A 21,389-nucleotide genomic window follows, 5' to 3' on the forward strand; every position below is an offset into this window, starting at 1 on the left:
AAATGCGATAGCGAACTGGCGTTGTTTCGGAGGTTAACTGATGCTCATCGTCTTAAGTCTTTACTTCGGCTTGATTTGGTTGGTGTTTTCTAAACTTAAATGGCTCCCGTGGAACGGGTTCTGGAAAACGGTTATCTACGCTGGCGCAGCAGTGATTGCTCTTGTCGTAATAGGAGCTCTCAATCACACGACACCCACTGGTCCAGTTTCAGTTCAAGGGATTGAGACAAATATTGCACCTAACGTATCGGGAACAGTTGTCGAGGTAGCTGTTGAGGCCAATCAATCGGTTAGCGAAGGCGATTTACTCTTCAAAATTGACCCAGATGTATTTGCCTCTGAAGTATCACGCCTTGAGGCTTCTCTAGAAACGGCTAAGTCTTCGGCAGACCAATTAGTGACTGACCTCGCCGCAGCCGAGGCAGAAATCGAGTCTTTGAATGCTCAGCTTCTCTTCGGGCAGCAAAGGCGTGATGATATCATTCAATTAGAAGAACGAGGCGCATCGACAACTTTTCAACTTCAAGAAGCTGTCGCAACGATTGATCAACTGACCGCCAATATCCGAGCAGCTGAAGCGCGCAAGAAGGGACTAGAGCGTCGAATTTCTGCTACTATTGATGGTCGAGACGCCGCAATTGTCGAAGCTGAAATGGCGTTGGAACAAGCCAAATGGAGCCTTGAAGAGACTGAGGTTCATTCACCCGGAAATGGCGTTGTTTCTGCTGTCACACTAAGGCCCGGAAACCGCGCCACCACTTTCCAAGGCGCGATAACCTTTATTGACCCATTGGATTTTGCCATTGTGGCCTCCCTCCCGCAATCCAGTCGTCAAAATGTGAATATCGGAGACGAAATCAGGTTGGCACTGCGTACGCAGCCTGGCGCGGAGCTCTCCGGCATCATTGTTGCTTTGCCGGTCGGATCTGCCGAGGGGACACTGGATCTACGTTCAGGCCTTCCTTCAATACGAGAGCTAGCCGGTATTTCTAGTTTTCCGGTGTTAATCGAGTTAACTGACGGCTCCGATTTTGGAGCTCTACCTTTTGGTACATCTGGAACAGCATTGGTAATGACTGAAAAAGCAGGCGCAATCGGGGTTCTTGCCGAAATCCTATTCTGGGTAACTAAACAGCTGAATTATTTGTGACTGGTAATGAGTGCCATTCTGCAACGAATGGCGGCATTCGTCCGCATTGCGGTCGCTTACACCAAGCGCGGTTAACGACCACTCCGAGCCCAAAACGGACGTTTTCGGCGCGCTTTCCTTGCTAAGACTTATGACAGTCAACGAAGGGTTTGCGCGGTTCCAAAAGAGACTTAATCACACCATCATTGCCAATCCAGTTACAGGCTCACCATTTGACCGTAAGGGCAAGTTAGAAGCCGATTTGGAGTACAAGCAATTTGGGAAACTCATTAATAAACATTTATATTTGAGTGAATTGTGTGAGCAACTTGACGCTAGGTAAGCCTTTGTAATGCATCAGCAAATCATTCACTTTTGATCGCAAAAACAACTACTTCAGAGAAGCGCAACAAAGACCTAGGCCGCCTAGAGGCGTTTAATTTTGCGCCAAGACCTCCAAATAGCCACCAGCCTTCAAACTTCAACCGTGCCTCCGCGGGCGTGAATTTCGCCCGTATGGCCCCTACTCAAACAGGATGGTCCCCATGAATTTTATTCTGCGTGGTAGCCTGGTTACCCAAATCACCATCGGCCTGGTCGCCGGTGTTCTGCTATCCATCGTTTGGCCCGCTGCCGGGTCAGCCGTCGGCCTGCTTGGCGACTTCTTCATCGACGCATTGAAAGCCGTTGCACCCGTTCTGGTGCTGATCCTGGTTTGCGCCGCGATCACCAACCACAAAAAGGGCAGCGAGGCGCGTATGGGCCCCGTGGTGCTTTTGTACATAATCGGAACCTTCGCTGCTGCACTGGTTGCGGTTGCAGCGAGCTACATGTTTCCGGTCACTTTGCATCTGACCGGCACACCCGAGCTTTTGGATGCACCCGACGGTCTTGCCGAGGTGGTCAAGAATATCTTGCTGAAAATCGTGGATAATCCAGTGAATGCTCTGGCAACCGCCAACTACATCGGCATTCTAGCTTGGGCCGTAGGTCTGGGACTTGTTTTCCGTCACGCAAGTGACTCAACCAAGACCCTAATGTCGGATCTGGACGGCGCGATTACCAAGATCGTCGCAGCAATTATCCGGGTAGCGCCAATTGGCATCTTCGGCATCGTGGCTTCGACGATTGCTGAGACCGGCTTTGAAACACTTGCAAGTTATGGCCAACTTCTGGCGTTGCTGCTTGGCTGCATGATTTTCATGGCGCTGGTTGTGAACCCACTGATCGTGTTCCTGCGCATCCGCAAGAACCCATATCCGCTGGTTTTCACATGCCTTAAAGAGTCGGGAATTACCGCTTTCTTCATGCGCAGTTCCGCGGCCAATATTCCTGTGAACATGGAACTTTGCCGCCGTATGGATTTGGATGAAGAGACTTACTCGGTCACAATTCCAATCGGTGCTACAATCAACATGGCCGGCGCTGCGATAACCATTACTGTCATGACGCTGGCAACCGTCCATACATTGGGTATTCAGGTTGATTTCATCTCGGCAGTGTTCCTGAGCATCATTGCCTCGATTGCTGCCACCGGGGCTTCGGGCGTAGCGGGAGGATCACTGTTGCTGATCCCAATGGCCGCCAGCTTGTTTGGCATCGACAATGCAACGGCCATGCAAGTGGTGAGCATCGGCTTCATTATCGGCGTGTTGCAAGACTCTGCCGAGACCGGTTTGAACTCATCTACCGATGTTCTGTTCACCGCGGCGGGATCATATAAACAAGGAGATCCCTACCCACGAAAGTCGGCCGCCGCACAGCTTACCGCTTAGGCACTGCGTACAAATCTTCAACCGCTGGCACTAGTCGGCGGTTGAACGACAGATTGGTCCGCAAGACTGGTATCGAGCCCAACCTTAATCGCGGCTTACTTTAGAGATTTCTGTTAAATAGTCGGTTTAGACGCACGCATACTTTGGTCAGGAAGTTACGCTTGATGATCAGAGTGGCTAAGATTGCAGTTGCGGATACAGCCAAGTAAACGTTTTGCGCCGTATTATCTTCATAATCTTAGTAACATTTTTCCTAGGCGCTATTGTCGTAACTCAATCCGCGACGGCAGCATCTCTTGCGCAATACGAGGTTTTTGGCGTTGAAGACGGAGACAAGCTGAAATTGCGCGCCGGATCGGGAATAGGGTTCTACGTGATAGTGGGCCTTCCAAATGGAACCGCGTTACGAATTCACAGTTGCGAAAACTATCGTTTTAGCTTTGTGGGGTACCACCTTAGATTACTACGTCTTGTCAGAAGAACCTAAATTGAGTTGTTTAGGATGTGTTCCTAACTTCGGCCAATTTTGCACAACCAGCAGCGACTGAACCGAATTGCAGCGAATGTCTTCTATTGAGGCAGTTCTGTTCCGGCGACCCAGAATTCGTTCCGCCTTGATTGGACGCTCGCGGCCAAGAAATCCACAAATAGTCTGACCCTGGCCGTGTTTTTCAAGTCACGGTGTAGCAGTAACCAGATGCTTCTGTAGGGCATGGGTTTCTGGAACGGAGCTCGGATCAGGTTCGGGTGCCGGTCTCCCAGATTGCACGCAAGGTAAGCCATGCCAAGCCCGGACGCGGTCAGCGTGATCAGTGGGACAAGTTCAGATACACGATGTTTAAGCGTTGCTTTGGGGTAGTAGCTGTTCTTAACCCAGTCCGCTGTGGTCGCCTCTTCTGGCTCATGCCAACCAATTAGGTGCAGCCCCTCGCCACCGTTATCAGTGACCCGCTCAGCATAGTCTCGTGTGCAATAGGCAGCCTGCGACATCTGCACGAGCTTCCGGCCCACGACATCGTCCGTCACCTCACTTGCAACTCGGAGCGATACGTCCGCTTCCCGTCGTGTCAAATCACGAACGTCATTTGTGAAATTCATGTTCAGGATGATGTCTGGGTAGAGATCAGCGAAGGTGGCAAAATCTTCCATCAACGATGTCATCGCCAGACCATGGGGCAGTGTGATGTAAACTGTGCCCGAAGGTTGAGCATCACGACCGACAATCATTCGAGACGCAGTTGTCATTTCCGCCTCAACACGTTCGGCGTGAGGCATAAGGTCTTCTCCAAGCTGGGTCAGCGCCAAACCTTGCTTTGAGCGATCAAAGAGGCGGCTTCCGACGCGTTCCTCCATAACCGATAGCCTCCGGGTCAGGGTCGTATGGTTCACCTGAATGCTATCGGCACCACCCCGCAATGTCCCAGTTCGTGCAACAGCAAGAAAATACTTCAGGTCATCCCAGTTGAGAGAGTGGCTTTCCTTGATCGACATGCATCTTGTGTTTCATTTTTGAAGCAGGGTGTCCAGAAATACCTATCTACAGATCAAATTTCGGTCGGAGTACCTTTGGCTAATCAAACGCAAACCCAAGGACCACAACCGATGAACCAAATACAATCTGTATTGATCACCGGCGCAAATGCCGGACTGGGTCGCGAGGCAGCCCGGCAGCTTGCGCTTCAGAACGGTATATCCAAAGTCTATCTGGCTTGCCGTAACCCAATTAAAGCGGAAGCCGCAAAGTCAGCGCTGGAACGTGAGACCGGACGCAAGATCTTTGAAGTAGTGCTGATGGACGTGACCGACCCGGCTTCGGTTCGCACCGCCGTAGCCAAACTTTCCACCCCGATCGACGCGGTAATCCTGAATGCAGGCGGCACGGGTGGGAGGCAACCAAACAGCCTCACCAGTGATGGCGTGACCAATATCTTCGCAACGAATGTTCTGGGCCACGTGGTGCTGGTCGACGCATTGTTAGAACGCCAGTTAGTGACGTCTACAATTCTCTATGCCGGGTCCGAGGCGGCTCGTGGTATTCCCAAAATGGGTATGAATCGCCCAGGCCTGTCTGATGGGACGGTGGACGAGTTCAAATCAATCGCCGATGGCAGCAAATTTGGCCCCGACGGTGATCCGATGCAGACCTACGGCTATGCCAAGCTCACCGCGACCCTTTGGATGGGAGCGATGGCGCGCCAGCACCCTCATGTTCGCTTTGTTACCATGAGCCCGGGCGGCACAGCCGGAACGGCTGGCTTTGATGACCTGCCGCTTATGAAACGCATTGTCTTCAAATATCTAGGTGGCGTTCTGATGCCTTTGTTCGGGATGATGCACAGCGTTGAGACCGGGGCGAAACGGTATCTGGACGGGTTACTGAACCCGGAGTTCAAAACCGGCCATTTCTATGCCAGCCAAACCGGTTATCCCACCGGGCCGGTCGTGGATCAGGCGAGCATCGATGGGACTGTGTCGGACATCACCACTCAGGACAACGCAAACCAGGCATTGCGCCAATTCGCCTAGATCAAAGGAGTAGTGAAATGGAAACCACACTGAACATCCTAGTTATCCTCGCAACCCTCATGCTGTCTGGTCTCGGCATCATGTCGATGTTTGCACCTCGGCGCATGGTTGCTAATTTTGCCATCGAACCGGTTGGCACAGCCGGGCTAAGCACAATCCGTTCGGTGATTGGCGGGCTGTTTCTGGCCTCAGTGGCTTTGCTAGTGATCGCTCTGACCACCGGGCAGACAATGGGCTATGTGGCTGTTGCGATCTTGATGACGGTTGTAGCTGCCGGGCGTATTGTCGGATTTTTGGCGGACGGGTTTGATAAAGCAGTTGTGCCACCTTTGGTCGCTGAACTAGTGATCATCGCAATATTGGTCACCGCGTACTCCCAGCTTTCCGCGTAACCGGGTTTTCTTCAATCGGACGGCGGCGAAGTTGGAGTAGCCGCTGTCCGATAAAGCAAGCGACAAAGCCACGAGTCAAAATTCTGGTAATATCCACTTTGACCGCACATCGGCCCTACGCAATCTAGTTCTGAATATCCGGTTTGCGAGGCTCGCGACGCACCGCAAATGCACAGGAAAGAAGCTAGATAGACGACGGCTTAGGGCTCTTCGGCGACTCAGGGCGCATCGTAGAGAAAGCCCAAACCGAAGCTGAGTTGCGACGTTTTCTGCTGATGAAACGTCCCAAAATATCCATCTCAAAATTCGCCTGCATCCTATGTTTCCGGAAGTTTGGAGGAAAATCGAATGGCGACACGTGGGTATTGTCTGTGTAAGAAAACAAGCTGGATCTACCGGGGTGATCAAACATGGGCATGCTATTGCCACTGCGATGATTGCCGCCGGAATTGTGCCGCGCCGGTAGTTGCGTGGTTCGGTGTGCCAATAGAGACCTTTGAGTGGACCGCTGATAAACCTCGCACCTATGAAAGTTCCAAAGGCGTTTTCAGGCACTTTTGCGGGACCTGCGGGTCACCCATTGGATTTGAAGCCGATCACTATCCGGGCGGTATGCACCTCTACGCTGCGTCGCTCGAAAACCCGGAAGATTTCAAACCGACTTTTCACGTCAACAAGCAAAGCAAGTTACTTTGGCTGCGAATGACTGATGATCTCGACGCGTTTGAAAGCACATTGCTGCACACCCCTAACGACCCAGACGGATATTAGTAGATGGGGAAGCGGCGCGATTTTCCAAGCGACAGCTAAATTACGCACGCGCTCCTTTAGTCGTCAGTACGCCCAATGTCCGGTTTACGCGCTTGGCAATCTGCTTCACGAGCGAAAGACTAAAGATAAATCAATGGCAGCAGTGGGCTCCTAGCTAAATTCGAAATCTACCTCGAATAATCTCTGGTTGAGCCAGAATTGACAAACAACGGTGTACTTGCAACGGACAAATCATAATGACGAAAGTTCTTTTTGTCGCTGTAATGGTGTTGTTCATAGCTTACAGCAACCCACCTCCGCCAACAGTTTCTAAATCCCAAGCCATCTAATTGTTGAATGCGGGCGAAGTTAAAGAAATTGATGTCATTCAATTAGGTTGGACGATCTTGAGATTGGTAGGTGGCACCCACGTGAGAATCCCGCGGATGTCATCGGGTATCCACCGCAGCTACTAGCAAACTATCTGGAATGCTCGCATGTTTCGCGGTGGACCGAATGACAACTTCGTCCACCCACCAGTCATTGACAGTCTAACGCTGAACGTCCGAATCTCGCGCGTCGCGACATGTTGCCCAAGAGAAGTTTCAAAAAATGGTGGAGGTCAGGTTAGGACCAATTGCGGTCGTTCTCTGCTCGCCAACAAAATGAAGGACTGCCTCTTTTGGTCGGTTAGAGACCACAGATTCTGGAGTTTCAAAAATGCAAAAATCTAAGTAGCTGGTCTTTTTTGAAAGCGCAGCATTTGGATAAGCGTAATGACCGGGTCGCGAGATTTGCAGCCGTTGAAAGCTTACATCCAATGACCGTAGCCGGTCCAAACATTTCACTAGTTTTCCATTGGGACTAAGAATTGCCTCAAAAAACATGGTTATTAGCCATTGGAAAACATTACAAAAAAACTCGATCGAGGTTAAACAAACTGACCGCACAACGGTTTCAATTCCCGGCACACGGTCAAAAGTTGAAAGAATCAGTATTATTCATTAAAATGCGCGACATTTAATTTTCCGATTTGACGGAGTTTCTGCTGTGAAATCAACTTTGGTATTAATCGTTTTGTTCGCTTCGATGTTTGCAGCCTCCCCTTCTTCGCTGCATTCTCAGGTGGGGTGTGATCCTTCGCGCGAAACGTGCCGATAAGATAGTGATGTGACATCATGTCTACGGGCGGTATGCACGACATTGTCGCGCTGATTTTTGGCGTCGGCATAATTATCGCGTTCTCCCATGAACGTTTTAACCGGATTTCCTATGAAACCGGCAAGCGTCTGGATCGGCTGGTCTTGTTCCTGACGCCGGATAAATTGCGCGCGCGTCGGCAGGTTACATACGCCTATTTCATCTACACGCTTTCGCTAATCATCCTCTATCTGATCCTGTGCGCCTATGCCGAGGTTCTGTTGCCACTTATTGGCGGTCAAAGCCTGTTGCCTGAGATTGGAGCCAGCACGTTGCCGACCGAGGCGTCGACAAGCACCGCCCCTTTGTCAGACGCTTCATCCGAACCGACGACAGGTTTTGCGCCGATGGGAACATCAGCGGTCGAATTCTGGATAGAAAGCCTTAAACCCGCTGTGAGTTCCGAGCCTGCAGACACCAATTCAGGCATCAATATAGCGCCCGAAGTGTCCATGGGGCTGGCCCTGATAATGGTTGGGCTGGCGCCATCCATTAAGTCGCTGGTTCGCGTGGATGAGTGGCTGCGCATGTTTGCGCACCGCGTTGCAGGAATTCCAACCTGGGTCATCGATACCTCAGACGCATTGCGGTCGAACGCCAAGGTTCTACGCTTCTTCACGGATGGCGAGAAGGACTTTTCCAGCGAATATCTGATTTCGGAACCCGAGCGCAAACGGGTCATGGATCTGCACGTCAAGGCCAAGCCCTTTTTAGGCAATTTGGATGACTTCATTCTGAATGTCGAAGTCATCCTTGTGGCGTCGGCCTGGTTTCTGGATGAAAAGCTGCGGATCACAGGGGCTGGTGATAAAAACCGTTTCGAGGAAATCGAAAATGAACTGCGCCGCCGCAAGAACGAATTGTTCAGTGCTGCGAACAACCCCGATCTTACTTATGAAGACTGGGATGCGATGGCCACCGCCGCTGATGAGTTGGCCAGCGACTTCTGCGTGTTGATTGCCCTTTACGACGAACAGGATGTTATTCAACCCTATGATCAGCGCCCTGCTCCAACCGAAAGCCAGCGCCGCGCGCGGGCAAGGTTGCGGCAATTCGTAGACGTCCTTTACAAAAACAAGACCGAACCACTGATGCAGCGTCGCGGCAACAACCTGGCGCTGTTCTGGACGCTGGCAATCGTACTGATCTGGACGATCGCTTGGGCCGTGCTGTGGCCGGGGCGGGCGGAATTCAACCTGACTTGGGGCTTGCTCAACAGCGACACCTATCTGAGGATCAGGCTGTATTCGGTCAACGCATTCAACACCTACTGCATCGCTACAATCGTTGCGATCACAATTCGTTGGGTCCGCATGACTTCGGTCGCTGAGGACGGCCAGAGAAAGTGGGAAAACATGCGTTATCCCAACCACTGGACGCGATGGCTACCGCAGGCTTTAAGCCTGTTTTTGATTGCCTTCTTGGTTTCTACAGCATTGAACATCGCGGTGCAGATATGGCTAACGGAAACCCGAACCACCGAAGCAGAAGCCTGGCGCATGACATTCGAGGAGTTCATGACCTCGATCCGCTGGCGGTTTGAATACATGGGCCCGATTTCCTTCCGGGCGGCATGTCTGGCGGTTCTTGTGATCGTGCTTTTGGATGCAAGGCAGCGATTGTGGACGGATGCCGGGCGGTGCGAGCAAAGACAGCGCAAGGGGCATCCCTCTAGCGACCGGCTGAAATCGAATGACAAAACCTGGCGTGAGTTGTCGTTTAAGGACAGTCTGATCTGGGTCGCGATAGGTGTGTTAATGATGCTGATCATAACCCCTGTCATGCGCTATCTGTCGTTTCTGGCAGCTTCTCAGGATTATCCGCGACCTTTCGACCATATTGACGCCGGACTGATGATCTGGGCGACACTTTACACCGTTGTTCTGGCGGCTTTGGTGATGTTCTGCCTGTCCGAGGTTCTTACCCGACGCGCGTTCTATCGTGCCCCGAAGGAGACCGCAGACGGCATGTCTTCTGACGTTATGGGGGCTGAGAAATGAAAGCCATTGCCCAGGTCGCCCTGCTGAGCCTGATCTGCATGCCCGCGCTTGCAGCTGGACAAGATACCCAGCCTGAGACCGTTGTAAACGAGGATCGAAACGTCATCATGGGCGCGCGCACCGATGTGCCGCCCTTTATCTGGAGAGACAAAAAGAGCCAAAAATACCGAGGGTTTTTCTGGGATATTTGTGTCGAGGCGCTCGTGCGTTCTGATCGTCCGTTCGACACCGTGCCAATCTCGGCCGGGCAACGATCGGACCTTTTGTCCAAAGGCAGTTATTGCACAAATGAGGACGAGAATTACGATTCTTGCACCGCCGATATTGGGACAGTGGATCTGTTATGCGACCCAACCACTGTAAACCTGAAACGGATGCAAACTTTCACGGAAATAGATGTCGACCAAACAGATGAAGGCCTGCACCGGTTTGTTTTTTCCCCCATCCTTTATCTAGCAAACGGGTCGTATTTTCAGCTGGGGTATCCCAGAAGGGTTTATCGGGAAAAGCTTGCGAAAGAACTGGAACGTCGATGCGTTCAGTTTCCGGAGTTGGACCCTGTCTTTTGTGACAAGCGCAAAAACCCAACTGGCTTGGAATGGCTTCGCCGACCCGATAAGTCGTTGTTTGGCAAAAAACCAAGTATAAACTGGAAAACTGCCTGCGATGCTATCCTGAATGCCATGACAACAGACCTGGCGTTGCCAGACTCTACCGAAGATAAGAAGCGCAAAGTTTGGCCTCCGCAAATATGGCCCGAGCCGGACCCAGTAGAGCCTGAGTTCGAAATTTGGGGATACCTCGACGGGTCGACCATCGGACCGTCAGTTGTCAAAGCCGCCGAACTGGCGCCTTCGTCCGTCGGTATATGCACAAGGGCTTTTAAGTCGCATACCTTGGCCACCGAGGCGTTCTGCAACGGTGAGATTTACAGATATTTCGGAGATGTCGATCTGGTTCGGGCGGCGATCGACGCCTATCGCGACAACACGGACAATGACTGCCCCGCAGATGAAACGCGATCTTCGCGGGGGACCTATGAACCCTATGCCTTGGTTCTTTCGAACGAAAACAGCGGCTTCCCCGAGGATTTCACGCTGGCGCTGTATTCCATGTTCACCGACGGCACGATTGCCCAGATGTTCAACGGGCGCTTCGGGGAAAGACGGCAATCTCAGTACCTTGAAACATTGTTCAGAATTAACAGCATACCAACCGGCGACGTGAATCCCGAGGAATAGAACGGCAAATTTCTCGCCATCTAATAGGCTGTTTATAACTAAAACCCTGTTTCAGCGTATGGGCCATGAATTTTCCCGGACCGCCCCCGGGCTTTTTTTCTGCATTTCAATGAGCGGAGATAGTTGTGTCTGGTGATATAGAAAAAAGTCATCGGGGCGCGAGGTTTCCGCAAGGACTAGGCCGATTTGAGGTATCAAACATTTGTGCCCGACCTGGCCATCCTTCCGAAAACACTCAACTAATGTCTCCCAACGCAACGAAATGGCTCCGGGGTCCTCGTGGGCACTGAGCGAGGCAAACCATGGGATCGGTGACGCGACGTTCTACGAATACAACGCTCAGTTTGACGGGATGAGCTACGCAAAGGCTCCGCTCAGCTAGCCTTGAACTGCAACCCAACCAAAAAAGAAACAAGAACAGATTCTACGTCCAAACTGCCCGTATCGAGGGGTTGGGTCATCAGCTAAGAATTCACGATCCCCAGAGTTTCAATAGTTATAATTTCTAAGCATCTGATTTTATTACAACCTCAGTCTCGGAAATGAGGTGACCCGACAGCGCTTGTCGGATCACGTAAATATTGGGACTGAACTATTAAGACTCGCCTCCCATTGAATTCAACACCTTATGATTTTGCGCTTTTTGAAGGTTTCGGCGGTTTATGCGCGTCAAGCCTAAGTCAAACAAAGTGGGCCGCAGCCCTGCTCGAATACCCCGAGGGTAACCTTATTGTTCTTGCAGGCAATTCTTCGGATTTTTGCGGTTCAATTGCGAATACTCGGTGACCAAGTCAGCCAACTCTGGCCGGCATGAACCGCAGTTCGTTCCAGCTTGAAGGGCATCTCCGATTTCGCCCACATCGATCAATCGTTGGTCGCGAATGGCGCCGATAATGGTTTTTAGTCCGACCCCGAAACATGAACAGACGATTGGTCCACAGTCTTCAGAAGCAGCAGATGATCGGCCAGACAGAATCTGATGGAGCGAGACCTCAGGCAAAGTTGCCAAAAACTCTCGCATTAGTGTGATGGGTTGTCGGGAAACAAAGAGCGCTGCCAAAAGGCGCTGTCCGTCAGACAATGCGATCCTGTGCGAGCCGCGTTTGGAATCTTCGATTGAAGTCACTACAGCATCGGATAGTCCAAACCACTCGCGGGCTTTGCCTTCCCAATCGTCGATGTCTTGCTTCCCTGCTAATTCCATCCTGTAACCTTTGTCCGTTTTGCTCATTGCCCAGTATTCTGCAGTAGGCGAGGCCGCATCGACGGAAACGGCGAAACCGTACCAGGAGGCATTCATACGTCGCACAGAAACAGCCGTGGCCTTACTTTCAGGCTGTCCAGAAAACGGATCAGTCACACTTGGAACAAGCGCATCCACACGGGCTGATGGTGCAGTTTCACCCGTCCAGTGAATAGGAGCAAACACTTGACCTGGCGCGACAGCGTCCGTGATGCGAAGTCGAAAGATACCGCTTCCAACTGAACTGTCGAGTTGGACCAAATCTGCGGCGCCAAGGCCCAACTTATCAACGTCCTTTGGGTTAACGTCTACATAAGGTTCGGAAAGATGGGCAGATAAACGAGGCGACAAGCCTGACCGTGTCAAAGTATGCCACTGATCGCGATTCCGCCCGGTGTTTAACAGAAACGGGTATTTTGCGCAGATTATTAGCTTGGGTGGTTTGTTGGAAACTGGAACAAAACGCGCCTTGCCATCAGGATGAAAAAACTGTCCATCGTCAAAGAACCGCCCGTCTGTAGCGCGAGATGTAGTCGGCCACCGTGTAGGGCTCAACGCTTCATAGTCTTCGTCACCGATATTGGCAAAATTGGCAATGTTGAAGTCTCTGCCAAAAGACGCCGCAAGTGAAGTCATGCTCGCGTATTCTCTAAAAATCTGCGCTGGAGACTCGTAGCTAAATGCCTCTTCCCACCCCATCCGACGGCCCACTTCGGCCAAGATATCCCAATCCGGACGCGCTTGCCCCGGAGGTGCTAAGACGGCACGTTGTCTGCTGATTGTACGATCTGAGTTAGTTACAGTTCCCGATTTTTCTGCCCAACCCGCTGCTGGCAGCAAGACGTCTGCTATACGCGCGGTATCTGTCTGCGCCGTCAGATCACTGACAACTGTAAAAGGACAGCTTTCGATCGCAGTGGTCACTCTGTCTGCGTCTGGCATTGTTGCCGCAGGGTTGGTGTGGATGATCCAGAGCGCCTTGATCTTACCGTCTTCAATGGAACGGAACAGATCTACCGCTTTCAATCCTTGCCTCTGAGGTATCTTGGGTGAATTCCAAAATTGTTGAACCGCCTGACGATGGTCTTGGTTTTCAATGTCCAGATGACACGCAAGCATATTGGCCAGACCACCCACCTCTCGACCGCCCATGGCGTTAGGCTGACCTGTGACAGAGAACGGCCCCATTCCTTCGCGGCCAATCCGTCCAGTAGCTAGATGACAATTCAAAATCGCGTTGACTTTATCGGTTCCGCTGGAAGACTGGTTCACACCCTGACTAAAGATCGTAACGACCCGCTCGGTACCGATCCACAGATCGCAAAACGCCTCAATCTCAGTGGGGCTGAGCCCCGTCTCATCAGGATCATCAAGCTGTGCCAGCTCAAGGGCTTCAAAGAACCCAACGCTGCGGTTCAGAAATTCGGCGGACACATGACCGGTTTGGTGAATTCTGCTTAGCAATCGGTTGAACAGCGCCACGTCGCTGCCTGGGTGCAGAGCCAGATGCAGGTCCGCCTGATCACAGCTTGCTGTGCGGCGTGGGTCAACAACCACGATCTTTGTGCCACGCGCCTGGCGTGCGGCTAGGACCCGCTGGTAGAGAACGGGATGGCACCAGGCAAGGTTTGAACCAACCAGCACAACTAAGTCGGCCTGATCCAGGTCCTCATAAGTTCCAGGCACCGTATCGGTCCCGAAAGCGCGTTTATGCCCGGCCACAGTTGACGCCATACACAACCGCGAATTGGTGTCGATATTGGCTGAGCCGATGAAGCCCTTCATCAACTTGTTAGCAACATAGTAGTCCTCGGTCAGCAATTGGCCCGAAACGTAAAAAGCTACGCTGTCCGGTCCGAACTCTCTGATCGTGGACGAAAAGCGATCGGCAACCAGATGCAGTGCGTTATCCCAGCTGGTGTCCTGGCCGAACGCTCGCGGGGCCAGCAACCGGTGGTCTAGCCCTACGGTTTCGCCCAATGCCAACCCTTTCGAGCACAATCGCCCGTAATTCGCCGGATGCTCCGGGTCGCCGCGAACCGCCAACCCTCCGGCTCCGTCAGGGCGCAGCAGCACGCCGCAGCCAACGCCGCAATAGGCACAGGTCGAGCGGATTTCGGGCAGACCGGTCCCGTCCATCAGGCCGCACTCCGCCGGGTCACTGCGCTGTCGTCCAGGAGGATACGACCGTCTTCAAGACGCACCGGATAGGTGGTGATCCGGCCATCATCGGTACCCTGCGCCTCGCCCGTGTTCAGGTCGAAAACCCAGTTGTGCAAAGGGCAAGTTACTGACTGGCCATGGACGATGCCCTCGGACAAAGGGCCACCTTTGTGCGGGCAACTATTGGTGGCCGCATACACCTCAGCCTCAGCTGTTCGAAAAACGGCGATGCAACCGATATGGGTTTTCACAAGACGCGCCCCGCGCAGCGGCACCTCGTCGATATGTCCGATGTCGATCCAGCTCATTCCGCGGCCTCCAGTGTGAAATCTGCAATCGGCGCGTAGGTCTGCGCCTTGTCCTGCACATGTTCGGCCCATGGATCTTTGCGGAAGATGCTCTGCGAAAGTTCAAACCGGGCGACCAACGCGGCACGGTTTTCAAGGTCGTCCACGACCTGAGCCTTGACCCAATCCATGCCGACCTTACCCAGCCATTTGTAGAGGCGGTCCAAATACTTGCCACCTTCGCGATAGGCTTGGGTGACGGCCATCACGACCTCGGTTGCTTCCTCTTCAGTGGGCACCTGACACAGTAGTTCGGTCTCTTTGACGTCCATACCGGCGGCTCCGCCTATGCTGATCTGGTACCCGGAGTCCACGCAAACAACACCGATATCCTTGCAAGTTGCCTCGGCGCAGTTGCGGGGGCAGCCCGACACCGCCAGTTTCAGCTTGTGCGGTGTCCACGACCCCCACAGGATTTTCTCGAGCTTGATGCCGAGGCCTGTGCTGTCCTGCGTGCCAAACCGGCAATGATCGGTACCCACACAGGTTTTGACCGTACGCAGGCCCTTGGAATAGGCATGGCCCGAGACCAGACCGGCCTGGTTCAGATCCGACCAGATGGCGGGCAGGTCCTCGCCCTTTACGCCTAACAGGTCGATGCGCTGCCCACCCGTGACCTTGACAGTTGGTACGTCATACTTGTCGGCCGCATCTGCGATGGCGCGCAGTTCTTCGGGGGTGGTGATGCCGCCCCACATGCGCGGCACAACGCTGAAGGTGCCGTCTTTCTGGATGTTGGCGTGTTTGCGTTCGTTGACGAACCGACTTTGTGGGTCGTCCTGGTAGTCCAGCGGCCAATCCGCCAGCAGGTAGTAGTTAATCGCCGGACGGCAGACATGGCAGCCGTTAGGCGTGGACCAGCCGAGTTCCTGCCAAACAGCCGCCTGGCTTTTCAGCTCCTGCCCTTTGATCAGGCGGCGCACATCTTCGTGGGTCAGATCCGTACAACCGCAAATCGGTTGCGCGGTTGGCATCCGGAAGTTGTCGCCTAGCGTCACCTGTAACACCTGTTCCACCAGTCCAGTACAGGTGCCGCAGGACGCACTGGCCTTGGTGCCTGAACGAACCGCGCCCAGATCGTCCGCGCCTGCGTTGATCGCCTCGACAATCTCGCCTTTGCATACGCCGTTGCAGCCGCAAATCTCCGCCTCAGGCGGCAATGCTGCAACGGCTGAGAGAGGGTCCGCGGTGTCGCCCCCCTGATAGGCGGGTCCGAAGATCAACGTCTCGCGCATCTCTTCGATACTGGTGCCGTCCTTGATCAAACCAAAAAACCAACTGCCATCCGCCGTGTCGCCATACAAAACGGCCCCAACCAGACGATCCTCTTCGATCACAAGGCGTTTGTAGACCCCGCGCGAAGGGTCGCGGAACACGATATCCTCGCGCCCCGGCCCATCCGCGAAATCACCCGCACTGAACAGATCGCAGCCGGTGACTTTCAGCTTGGTCGAGAGGGTTTTCTGCGCGAATGCAGCGTCTTCCGCCAGCAACGACTGCGCCGCCACCTTCGCCTGATCGTAGAGCGGTGCAACTAGGCCGAATACCTCTCCGTCATGTTCGACGCATTCGCCCACGGCGTAGACATCCGGGTCCGACGTCAGCATCCGGTCATCCACATGAATGCCGCGCCCGGTGGCCAGACCGGCCTCTTGTGCCAGAGCCGTGTTGGGGCGGATGCCGACGGCCATGACGAGCAGATCACAGGGCAGCTCTGTCCCGTCATCCAGCAACAGAGCGCGGACCTTGCCGTCTTCCCCGAGGATTTCCTTGGAATTCGCTTGCAGGCAAATCCTGATGCCTTTGTCTTCCAGCGATTTCTTCAGCAGATAGCCTGCCGCTTCGTCCAATTGACGCTCCATCAGGTGGCCCATGATGTGCACCACGGTAACTTGAACACCATGCGCGGCCATGCCTGCGGCGGCTTCAAGACCCAGCAAACCTCCGCCAATCACGACGACTTTGTTGTCCGGGCCCATGTCCATCATCTGCTGGGTATCTTCCAGATCGCGGTAGGCAATCACACCATCTAGATCATGACCAGGCAGAGGAATGATGAACGGGTTCGACCCGGTCGCGACGACCAGCTTGTCGTATGGAACATGTCCGTTCTCGCCCTCGACCACCTTCATCTCACGATCGACCTTGGCCACCTGCTCGCCAAAGCGGCAGGAGATTCCCCGCTCGGCATACCAGGTGTCGTCATGAGTGACGATCTCTTCATAGGTCTTCTCACCCGACAGAACCGGGCTGAGCATGATGCGGTTGTAGTTCCCGCGCGGCTCAGCGTTGAACAGGGTGATGTCGAACGCATCCGGTGCAGCGTCGGTCAGGTGTTCCAGCACCCGACCCGAGGCCATGCCTGCGCCTATAACAACGAGTCTTTGCTTCATGGTTTCACTCCGCTGCAATCGCCTTCGGGGCGGGTGTTTTCGGCTTGGCGCCGTGTTCGTATTCTTCAAGGAAATCGAGAACTTCTTGCCGGTAGGTGTAGTAATCCGGATGCTCCAACAGAGCCTTTCGTGTCCGAGGACGCGGCAAGTCGACCTTCGTGATTTTACCGATGGTCGCCTGCGGGCCGTTGGTCATCATCACTACGCGGTCGGCCAGCAGGATCGCCTCGTCCACATCATGGGTGACGCAGATCGCAGTCACCTTTGTGCGGGACCAGACCTCCATCAGAACTTCCTGCAATTCCCAGCGTGTGAGGCTGTCGAGCATCCCGAAAGGCTCATCCAACAGCAATAGTTTGGGCGACAGAGCAAAGGCGCGGGCGATACCGACACGCTGCTTCATCCCGTTCGACAGGTCAGAGGCGGATTTGTCCATCGCATCGGCCAATCCGACCCGTTCCAGATAGTATTCGACCACATCCTGCCGCTCGGCCAGGCTTGCCTTGGGATAGACCTTGTCGACCCCAATCGCGACGTTTTCCTTGGCGGACAGCCAGGGGAAAAGGTTGGGCGATTGGAACACCACAGCGCGTTCCGGGTCGGCGCCTTCGACGTGACGGCCATCTAGCTTGATCGCGCCCTTGGAGATGTCATTAAGACCTGCGGCCATGGTCAGAACTGTGGATTTGCCGCAGCCGGAATGGCCGATCAGAGAAATGAACTCACCCTTGTCGATCTTCAGGTCGAAATCCTCGACCACCGTCAGCGGACCTTTAGGCGTCGGGTAGACCTTGTGCAGTTGTGAGAAATCGAGGAACCGGTTCTCGATCAAGCCCTTCTGGGCGTCCGCGACGGCCGTCGGGACGCCGTGGATTGGTGTCACATCAGGTAGGATGCGCGAGCCTTCCACCTTGGCTTCAATCCCCACATCCATCAGATACTTGGTAACTTTTGCGCGCAGGTGCTTGAAGGTCTCGCTGTTGTTCATAGCCCCTCGGTCACGTGGGCGCGGGATGGTCACGCGGAACTCTTGTCCCAGCGTGCCATCGGGGTTCAGTGCAATGATCCGGTCGGCCAGAATGATTGCCTCGTCCACGTCATTGGTGATCAGCACGCAGGTCTTCTTGTCGGCTTCCCAAATATGTTCGATCTCATCGGCCAGATTGGCGCGGGTGAGCGCGTCGAGCGCTGACAGAGGTTCGTCCAACAACAGCACTTCTGGGTTCATCGATAAGGCGCGCGCCACGTTGACGCGCTGGCGCATCCCGCCCGACAACTCGGCTGGGCGGCGCATTGCGGCGTGGCTCAGACCCACCATCTGCACATAGTGCGCGACCTTCGCGGCCTTCTCGGTCTTGCTGAGATCCGGGAAAACCGTATCAACCGCCAGCCCGACGTTGCCGCTGACTGTCAGCCACGGCATCAGCGAGTAATTTTGAAAGATCACCCCGCGTTCCGGGCCGGGACCTTTGATTGGAGCGCCTTTGAACGTGACTTCTCCGCTGGTTGGACTGTCGAGCCCGGCCATCAGGTTGATCAGGGTGGTTTTTCCAGTACCCGAAAAGCCGAGGATCACTAGAAACTCACCCTCTTGCACGTCCAGATCGATGCCTTTCAGCACATCTGTGCGCGCGGTGCCTTCGCCGAAGGACTTTGAGGCGTTTTTGAAACTTAGGATGCTCATCGCGCTCACCGGTTGTTCGTGAAAGTGAATAGGGATTGCAGCGCGTACATCACCCGGTCCAACAGGAAGCCGATGATCCCGATGGTGAAAACCGCGACCATGATCTTGGCGAGTGAACTGGACGAGCCGTTCTGGAATTCATCCCAGACAAACTTCCCCAGACCGGGGTTCTGCGCCAGCATTTCCGCCGCGATCAGAACCATCCAGCCGACGCCCAGCGACAAGCGCAGGCCGGTGAAGATCAGTGGCAGGGCCGAGGGCAGCACCAGCTTGGTGATCTTCGTATAGGTATTCATTTTCAACACCTTGGAAACACTCACCAAGTCCTTGTCGATGGATGCCACACCCAACGATGTGTTGATCAACGTTGGCCACAACGAACACAGGGTGACTGTGATGGCCGAGATCAGGAAGGATTTGGCGAACCAGCCGTCGTTGGTGACGTAAACAGCCGAGACGATCATGGTGACAATCGGCAACCAGGCCAGAGGTGACACCGGTTTGAAGATCTGGATCAGCGGGTTCAGCGCAGCATTTGCGGTCGGGGACAGGCCCGCCGCGATACCAAGTGGGACCGCGATGACAGTGGCGATCAAAAACCCAAAGAACACTGTTTTGATCGAAGTCCAGATTTGCTGGTAGTAGGTCGGAGCACCTGTGAAGGCGACCTCTTTCACTTTCTCCGGCTGGCCGGCGTCAATGAATTTCTGATTGCGTTTCTCGACCATAGCCTCGAACTTCGCGCGTTTTGCTGCTTTGGCCTTGGCATCCTCGTTCAGGCTGACCATTTCCTCCCAAACCTGCGCCGGTCCTGGAACCGCGCCGAGAGAAGTCTGCACCTTGGGGGCCAAAGTTCCCCACAGTAACAAGAAGGCGCAGATCGACAGCAGGGGAACGATCAACAACCGCCAAATCTCGGCCATCTGAGCGCGTGGGTTGTCTCCGGCAGCGGCCTTCAGGACGGGCGTGGCCCAGCTGAGACCCAGAACCTGAAACCATTTGTCGGCGGCGTTTATGCGGGTGAACAGGCGGGCGCGACGCGCCTCTCGAGCGGCGTCTGCGTTGAATTCGGGATCGACCGTTGTCATCTTATGTGTCCTTGCGTTGGCGGGGCACTATTGGGCCCGCGCCCGACCGATGCCGGGCGCGGCGTTTCGGGATTAGCCTTGCACGTCCGAACCGACGATCTTCTGATCGCCCTTCAGACCGATGGACAGGCTTTCGAGATAGGCATTGGGGGCGCGGCCGTCATAGGCGATGCCGTCGATGATATCCTCGGCCGGGGTCGGCGCTTTGTAGCCATCGCTGTCCCAGGGGAAGTCGGCCTCGTTCGCCAGCCCTTCGTCGACCAACAGGCGCGCGGCTTCCAGATAGATCACGGGCTTGTAGACGGACTTGGCGACCTCGTCATACCAGCTGTCGGGCTTGGCTTCTGGGATCTGACCCCAGCGGCGCATTTGGGTCAGATACCAGATGGCGTCAGAGTAGAACGGATAGGTCGCGTTGTAGCGGAAGAACACATTGAAATCAGGGACTTCACGCTTGTCGCCTTTCTCGTATTCGAACGTGCCGGTCATCGAGTTGGCGATGACGTCATAATCCGCGCCTACGTATTCTGCTCGGCTGAGGATTTCGACCGCTTCTGGACGGTTGGCGTTGTCGTTTTCATCCAGCCACTGCGCGGCACGGATCAGAGCTTTGGTCACTGCCAGCGTGGTGTTCGGATATTCCTCTGCGAACTCGGCGGTGATGCCAAACACCTTCTCGGGGTTGTTCTTCCACAGCTCGTAATCGGTAATAACCGGAACGCCGATGCCCTTGAACACCGCTTGCTGGTTCCACGGCTCACCCACGCAATAGCCATAGATTGTACCGGCCTCCAACGTGGCTGGCATCTGCGGCGGAGGTGTCACCGACAGAAACACATCCGCACCGATCTGACCGGTTACATTGTCCGGGCTGTAGTACCCCGGATGCAGCCCACCCGCGGCCAGCCAATAGCGCAGTTCGTAATTGTGGGTCGAGACTGGGAAGACCATGCCCATGTTAAAGGGCTTGCCTTCGGATCTGTATTTCTCAACGACCGGAGCAAGCGCCTCGGCGCTTACAGGGTGTTGGGGACGACCATCCTCCATCACCGGGATGTTCGGTTTCATCTCTTCCCAGATTTCGTTGGACACGGTGATACCGTTGCCGTTCAGGTCCATTGAGAAGGGCGTGATGATATGCGCCTCGGTTCCGTATCCGATAGTCGCGGCCAAAGGCTGTCCGGCCAGCATGTGTGCGCCGTCAAGCTGCCCGTCGATTACGCCATCCAATAGGACTTTCCAATTGGCTTGTGCTTCCAGCGTCACGAACAGGCCTTCGTCCAGAAAGTACCCATTCTCGTAAGCGACAGCCAGCGGCGCCATATCCGTAAGTTTGATAAAGCCAAAAGTCAGTTCGTCTTTTTCCAGTTCCAGTTCGGCCAGTGCCGGAGACACAAGCGCAGTCGTTGCGACGAGGCCTAAAAGAAGCTTTTTCATCTCGATCCCTTTCGGTTCAGC

At 54.3% G+C, this 21,389-nt stretch carries 14 protein-coding genes; 7 read left to right on the forward strand and 7 right to left on the reverse strand.

Going from position 1 to position 21,389, the window contains the following annotated elements; all coding sequences use genetic code 11:
- Positions 1 to 40 precede the first annotated feature (40 nt).
- Together ACR0AK_RS16710 and sstT are read left to right on the forward strand one after the other, a co-directional pair.
- Positions 41 to 1,150 carry an HlyD family secretion protein gene (locus ACR0AK_RS16710; protein WP_480794171.1) on the forward strand — a complete coding sequence of 370 codons (1,110 nt, stop codon included), beginning with the start codon at positions 41 to 43 and terminating at the stop codon, positions 1,148 to 1,150.
- A gap of 524 nt (positions 1,151 to 1,674) precedes the next feature.
- Entirely contained in the window at positions 1,675 to 2,904 is a 1,230-nt protein-coding gene (gene sstT / locus ACR0AK_RS16715) for a serine/threonine transporter SstT (RefSeq protein ID WP_480794172.1), read from the forward strand.
- 570 nt (positions 2,905 to 3,474) lie between these two features.
- Here the strand turns inward: sstT and ACR0AK_RS16720 are convergent.
- Positions 3,475 to 4,395, reverse strand: coding sequence for a LysR family transcriptional regulator (locus ACR0AK_RS16720; RefSeq protein ID WP_170560217.1), 921 nt, complete (start codon positions 4,393 to 4,395; stop codon positions 3,475 to 3,477).
- 111 nt (positions 4,396 to 4,506) lie between these two features.
- Between ACR0AK_RS16720 and ACR0AK_RS16725 the strand changes: the two genes are divergently transcribed.
- The 5 genes from ACR0AK_RS16725 (at position 4,507) to ACR0AK_RS16745 (ending at position 11,013) form a co-directional block, all read left to right on the forward strand.
- A complete protein-coding gene (locus ACR0AK_RS16725; RefSeq protein ID WP_170560219.1) occupies positions 4,507 to 5,430 on the forward strand; it encodes an SDR family NAD(P)-dependent oxidoreductase in 924 nt (307 codons plus the stop codon).
- 17 nt (positions 5,431 to 5,447) lie between these two features.
- Complete coding sequence (locus tag ACR0AK_RS16730; protein WP_170560222.1) at positions 5,448 to 5,822, forward strand: DUF4345 family protein; 375 nt, start codon at positions 5,448 to 5,450, stop codon at positions 5,820 to 5,822.
- Between the two features lie 348 nt (positions 5,823 to 6,170).
- On the forward strand, positions 6,171 to 6,593 hold the full coding sequence (locus tag ACR0AK_RS16735; RefSeq protein ID WP_480794173.1) for a GFA family protein: 423 nt from the start codon (positions 6,171 to 6,173) through the stop codon (positions 6,591 to 6,593).
- A 1,157-nt stretch (positions 6,594 to 7,750) separates the two neighbouring features.
- Positions 7,751 to 9,772, forward strand: coding sequence for a hypothetical protein (locus ACR0AK_RS16740; RefSeq protein WP_480794174.1), 2,022 nt, complete (start codon positions 7,751 to 7,753; stop codon positions 9,770 to 9,772).
- A complete protein-coding gene (locus ACR0AK_RS16745; protein ID WP_480794175.1) occupies positions 9,769 to 11,013 on the forward strand; it encodes a hypothetical protein in 1,245 nt (414 codons plus the stop codon). Before ACR0AK_RS16740 ends, ACR0AK_RS16745 begins: the two co-directional genes overlap by 4 nt.
- Before the next feature lie 727 nt (positions 11,014 to 11,740).
- Here ACR0AK_RS16745 and ACR0AK_RS16750 read toward each other — a convergent pair.
- The 6 genes from ACR0AK_RS16750 to ACR0AK_RS16775 form a co-directional block, all read right to left on the reverse strand.
- On the reverse strand, positions 11,741 to 14,395 hold the full coding sequence (locus ACR0AK_RS16750) for a molybdopterin-dependent oxidoreductase (RefSeq protein ID WP_480794176.1): 2,655 nt from the start codon (positions 14,393 to 14,395) through the stop codon (positions 11,741 to 11,743).
- Positions 14,395 to 14,727 carry a nitrite reductase small subunit NirD gene (gene nirD, locus ACR0AK_RS16755; protein WP_170560230.1) on the reverse strand — a complete coding sequence of 111 codons (333 nt, stop codon included), beginning with the start codon at positions 14,725 to 14,727 and terminating at the stop codon, positions 14,395 to 14,397. Before nirD ends, ACR0AK_RS16750 begins: the two co-directional genes overlap by 1 nt.
- Positions 14,724 to 17,159 carry a nitrite reductase large subunit NirB gene (gene nirB, locus ACR0AK_RS16760; RefSeq protein ID WP_480794177.1) on the reverse strand — a complete coding sequence of 812 codons (2,436 nt, stop codon included), beginning with the start codon at positions 17,157 to 17,159 and terminating at the stop codon, positions 14,724 to 14,726. The genes nirD and nirB overlap by 4 nt, the downstream gene beginning before the upstream one ends.
- Before the next feature lie 4 nt (positions 17,160 to 17,163).
- Positions 17,164 to 18,843 carry an ABC transporter ATP-binding protein gene (locus ACR0AK_RS16765; RefSeq protein WP_480794178.1) on the reverse strand — a complete coding sequence of 560 codons (1,680 nt, stop codon included), beginning with the start codon at positions 18,841 to 18,843 and terminating at the stop codon, positions 17,164 to 17,166.
- 5 nt (positions 18,844 to 18,848) lie between these two features.
- Entirely contained in the window at positions 18,849 to 19,931 is a 1,083-nt protein-coding gene (locus ACR0AK_RS16770) for an ABC transporter permease (protein ID WP_480794179.1), read from the reverse strand.
- 72 nt (positions 19,932 to 20,003) lie between these two features.
- On the reverse strand, positions 20,004 to 21,368 hold the full coding sequence (locus tag ACR0AK_RS16775) for a CmpA/NrtA family ABC transporter substrate-binding protein (RefSeq protein WP_480794180.1): 1,365 nt from the start codon (positions 21,366 to 21,368) through the stop codon (positions 20,004 to 20,006).
- Positions 21,369 to 21,389: the final 21 nt, after the last annotated feature.

The organism is Ruegeria sp. BI12, assembly GCF_056537985.1.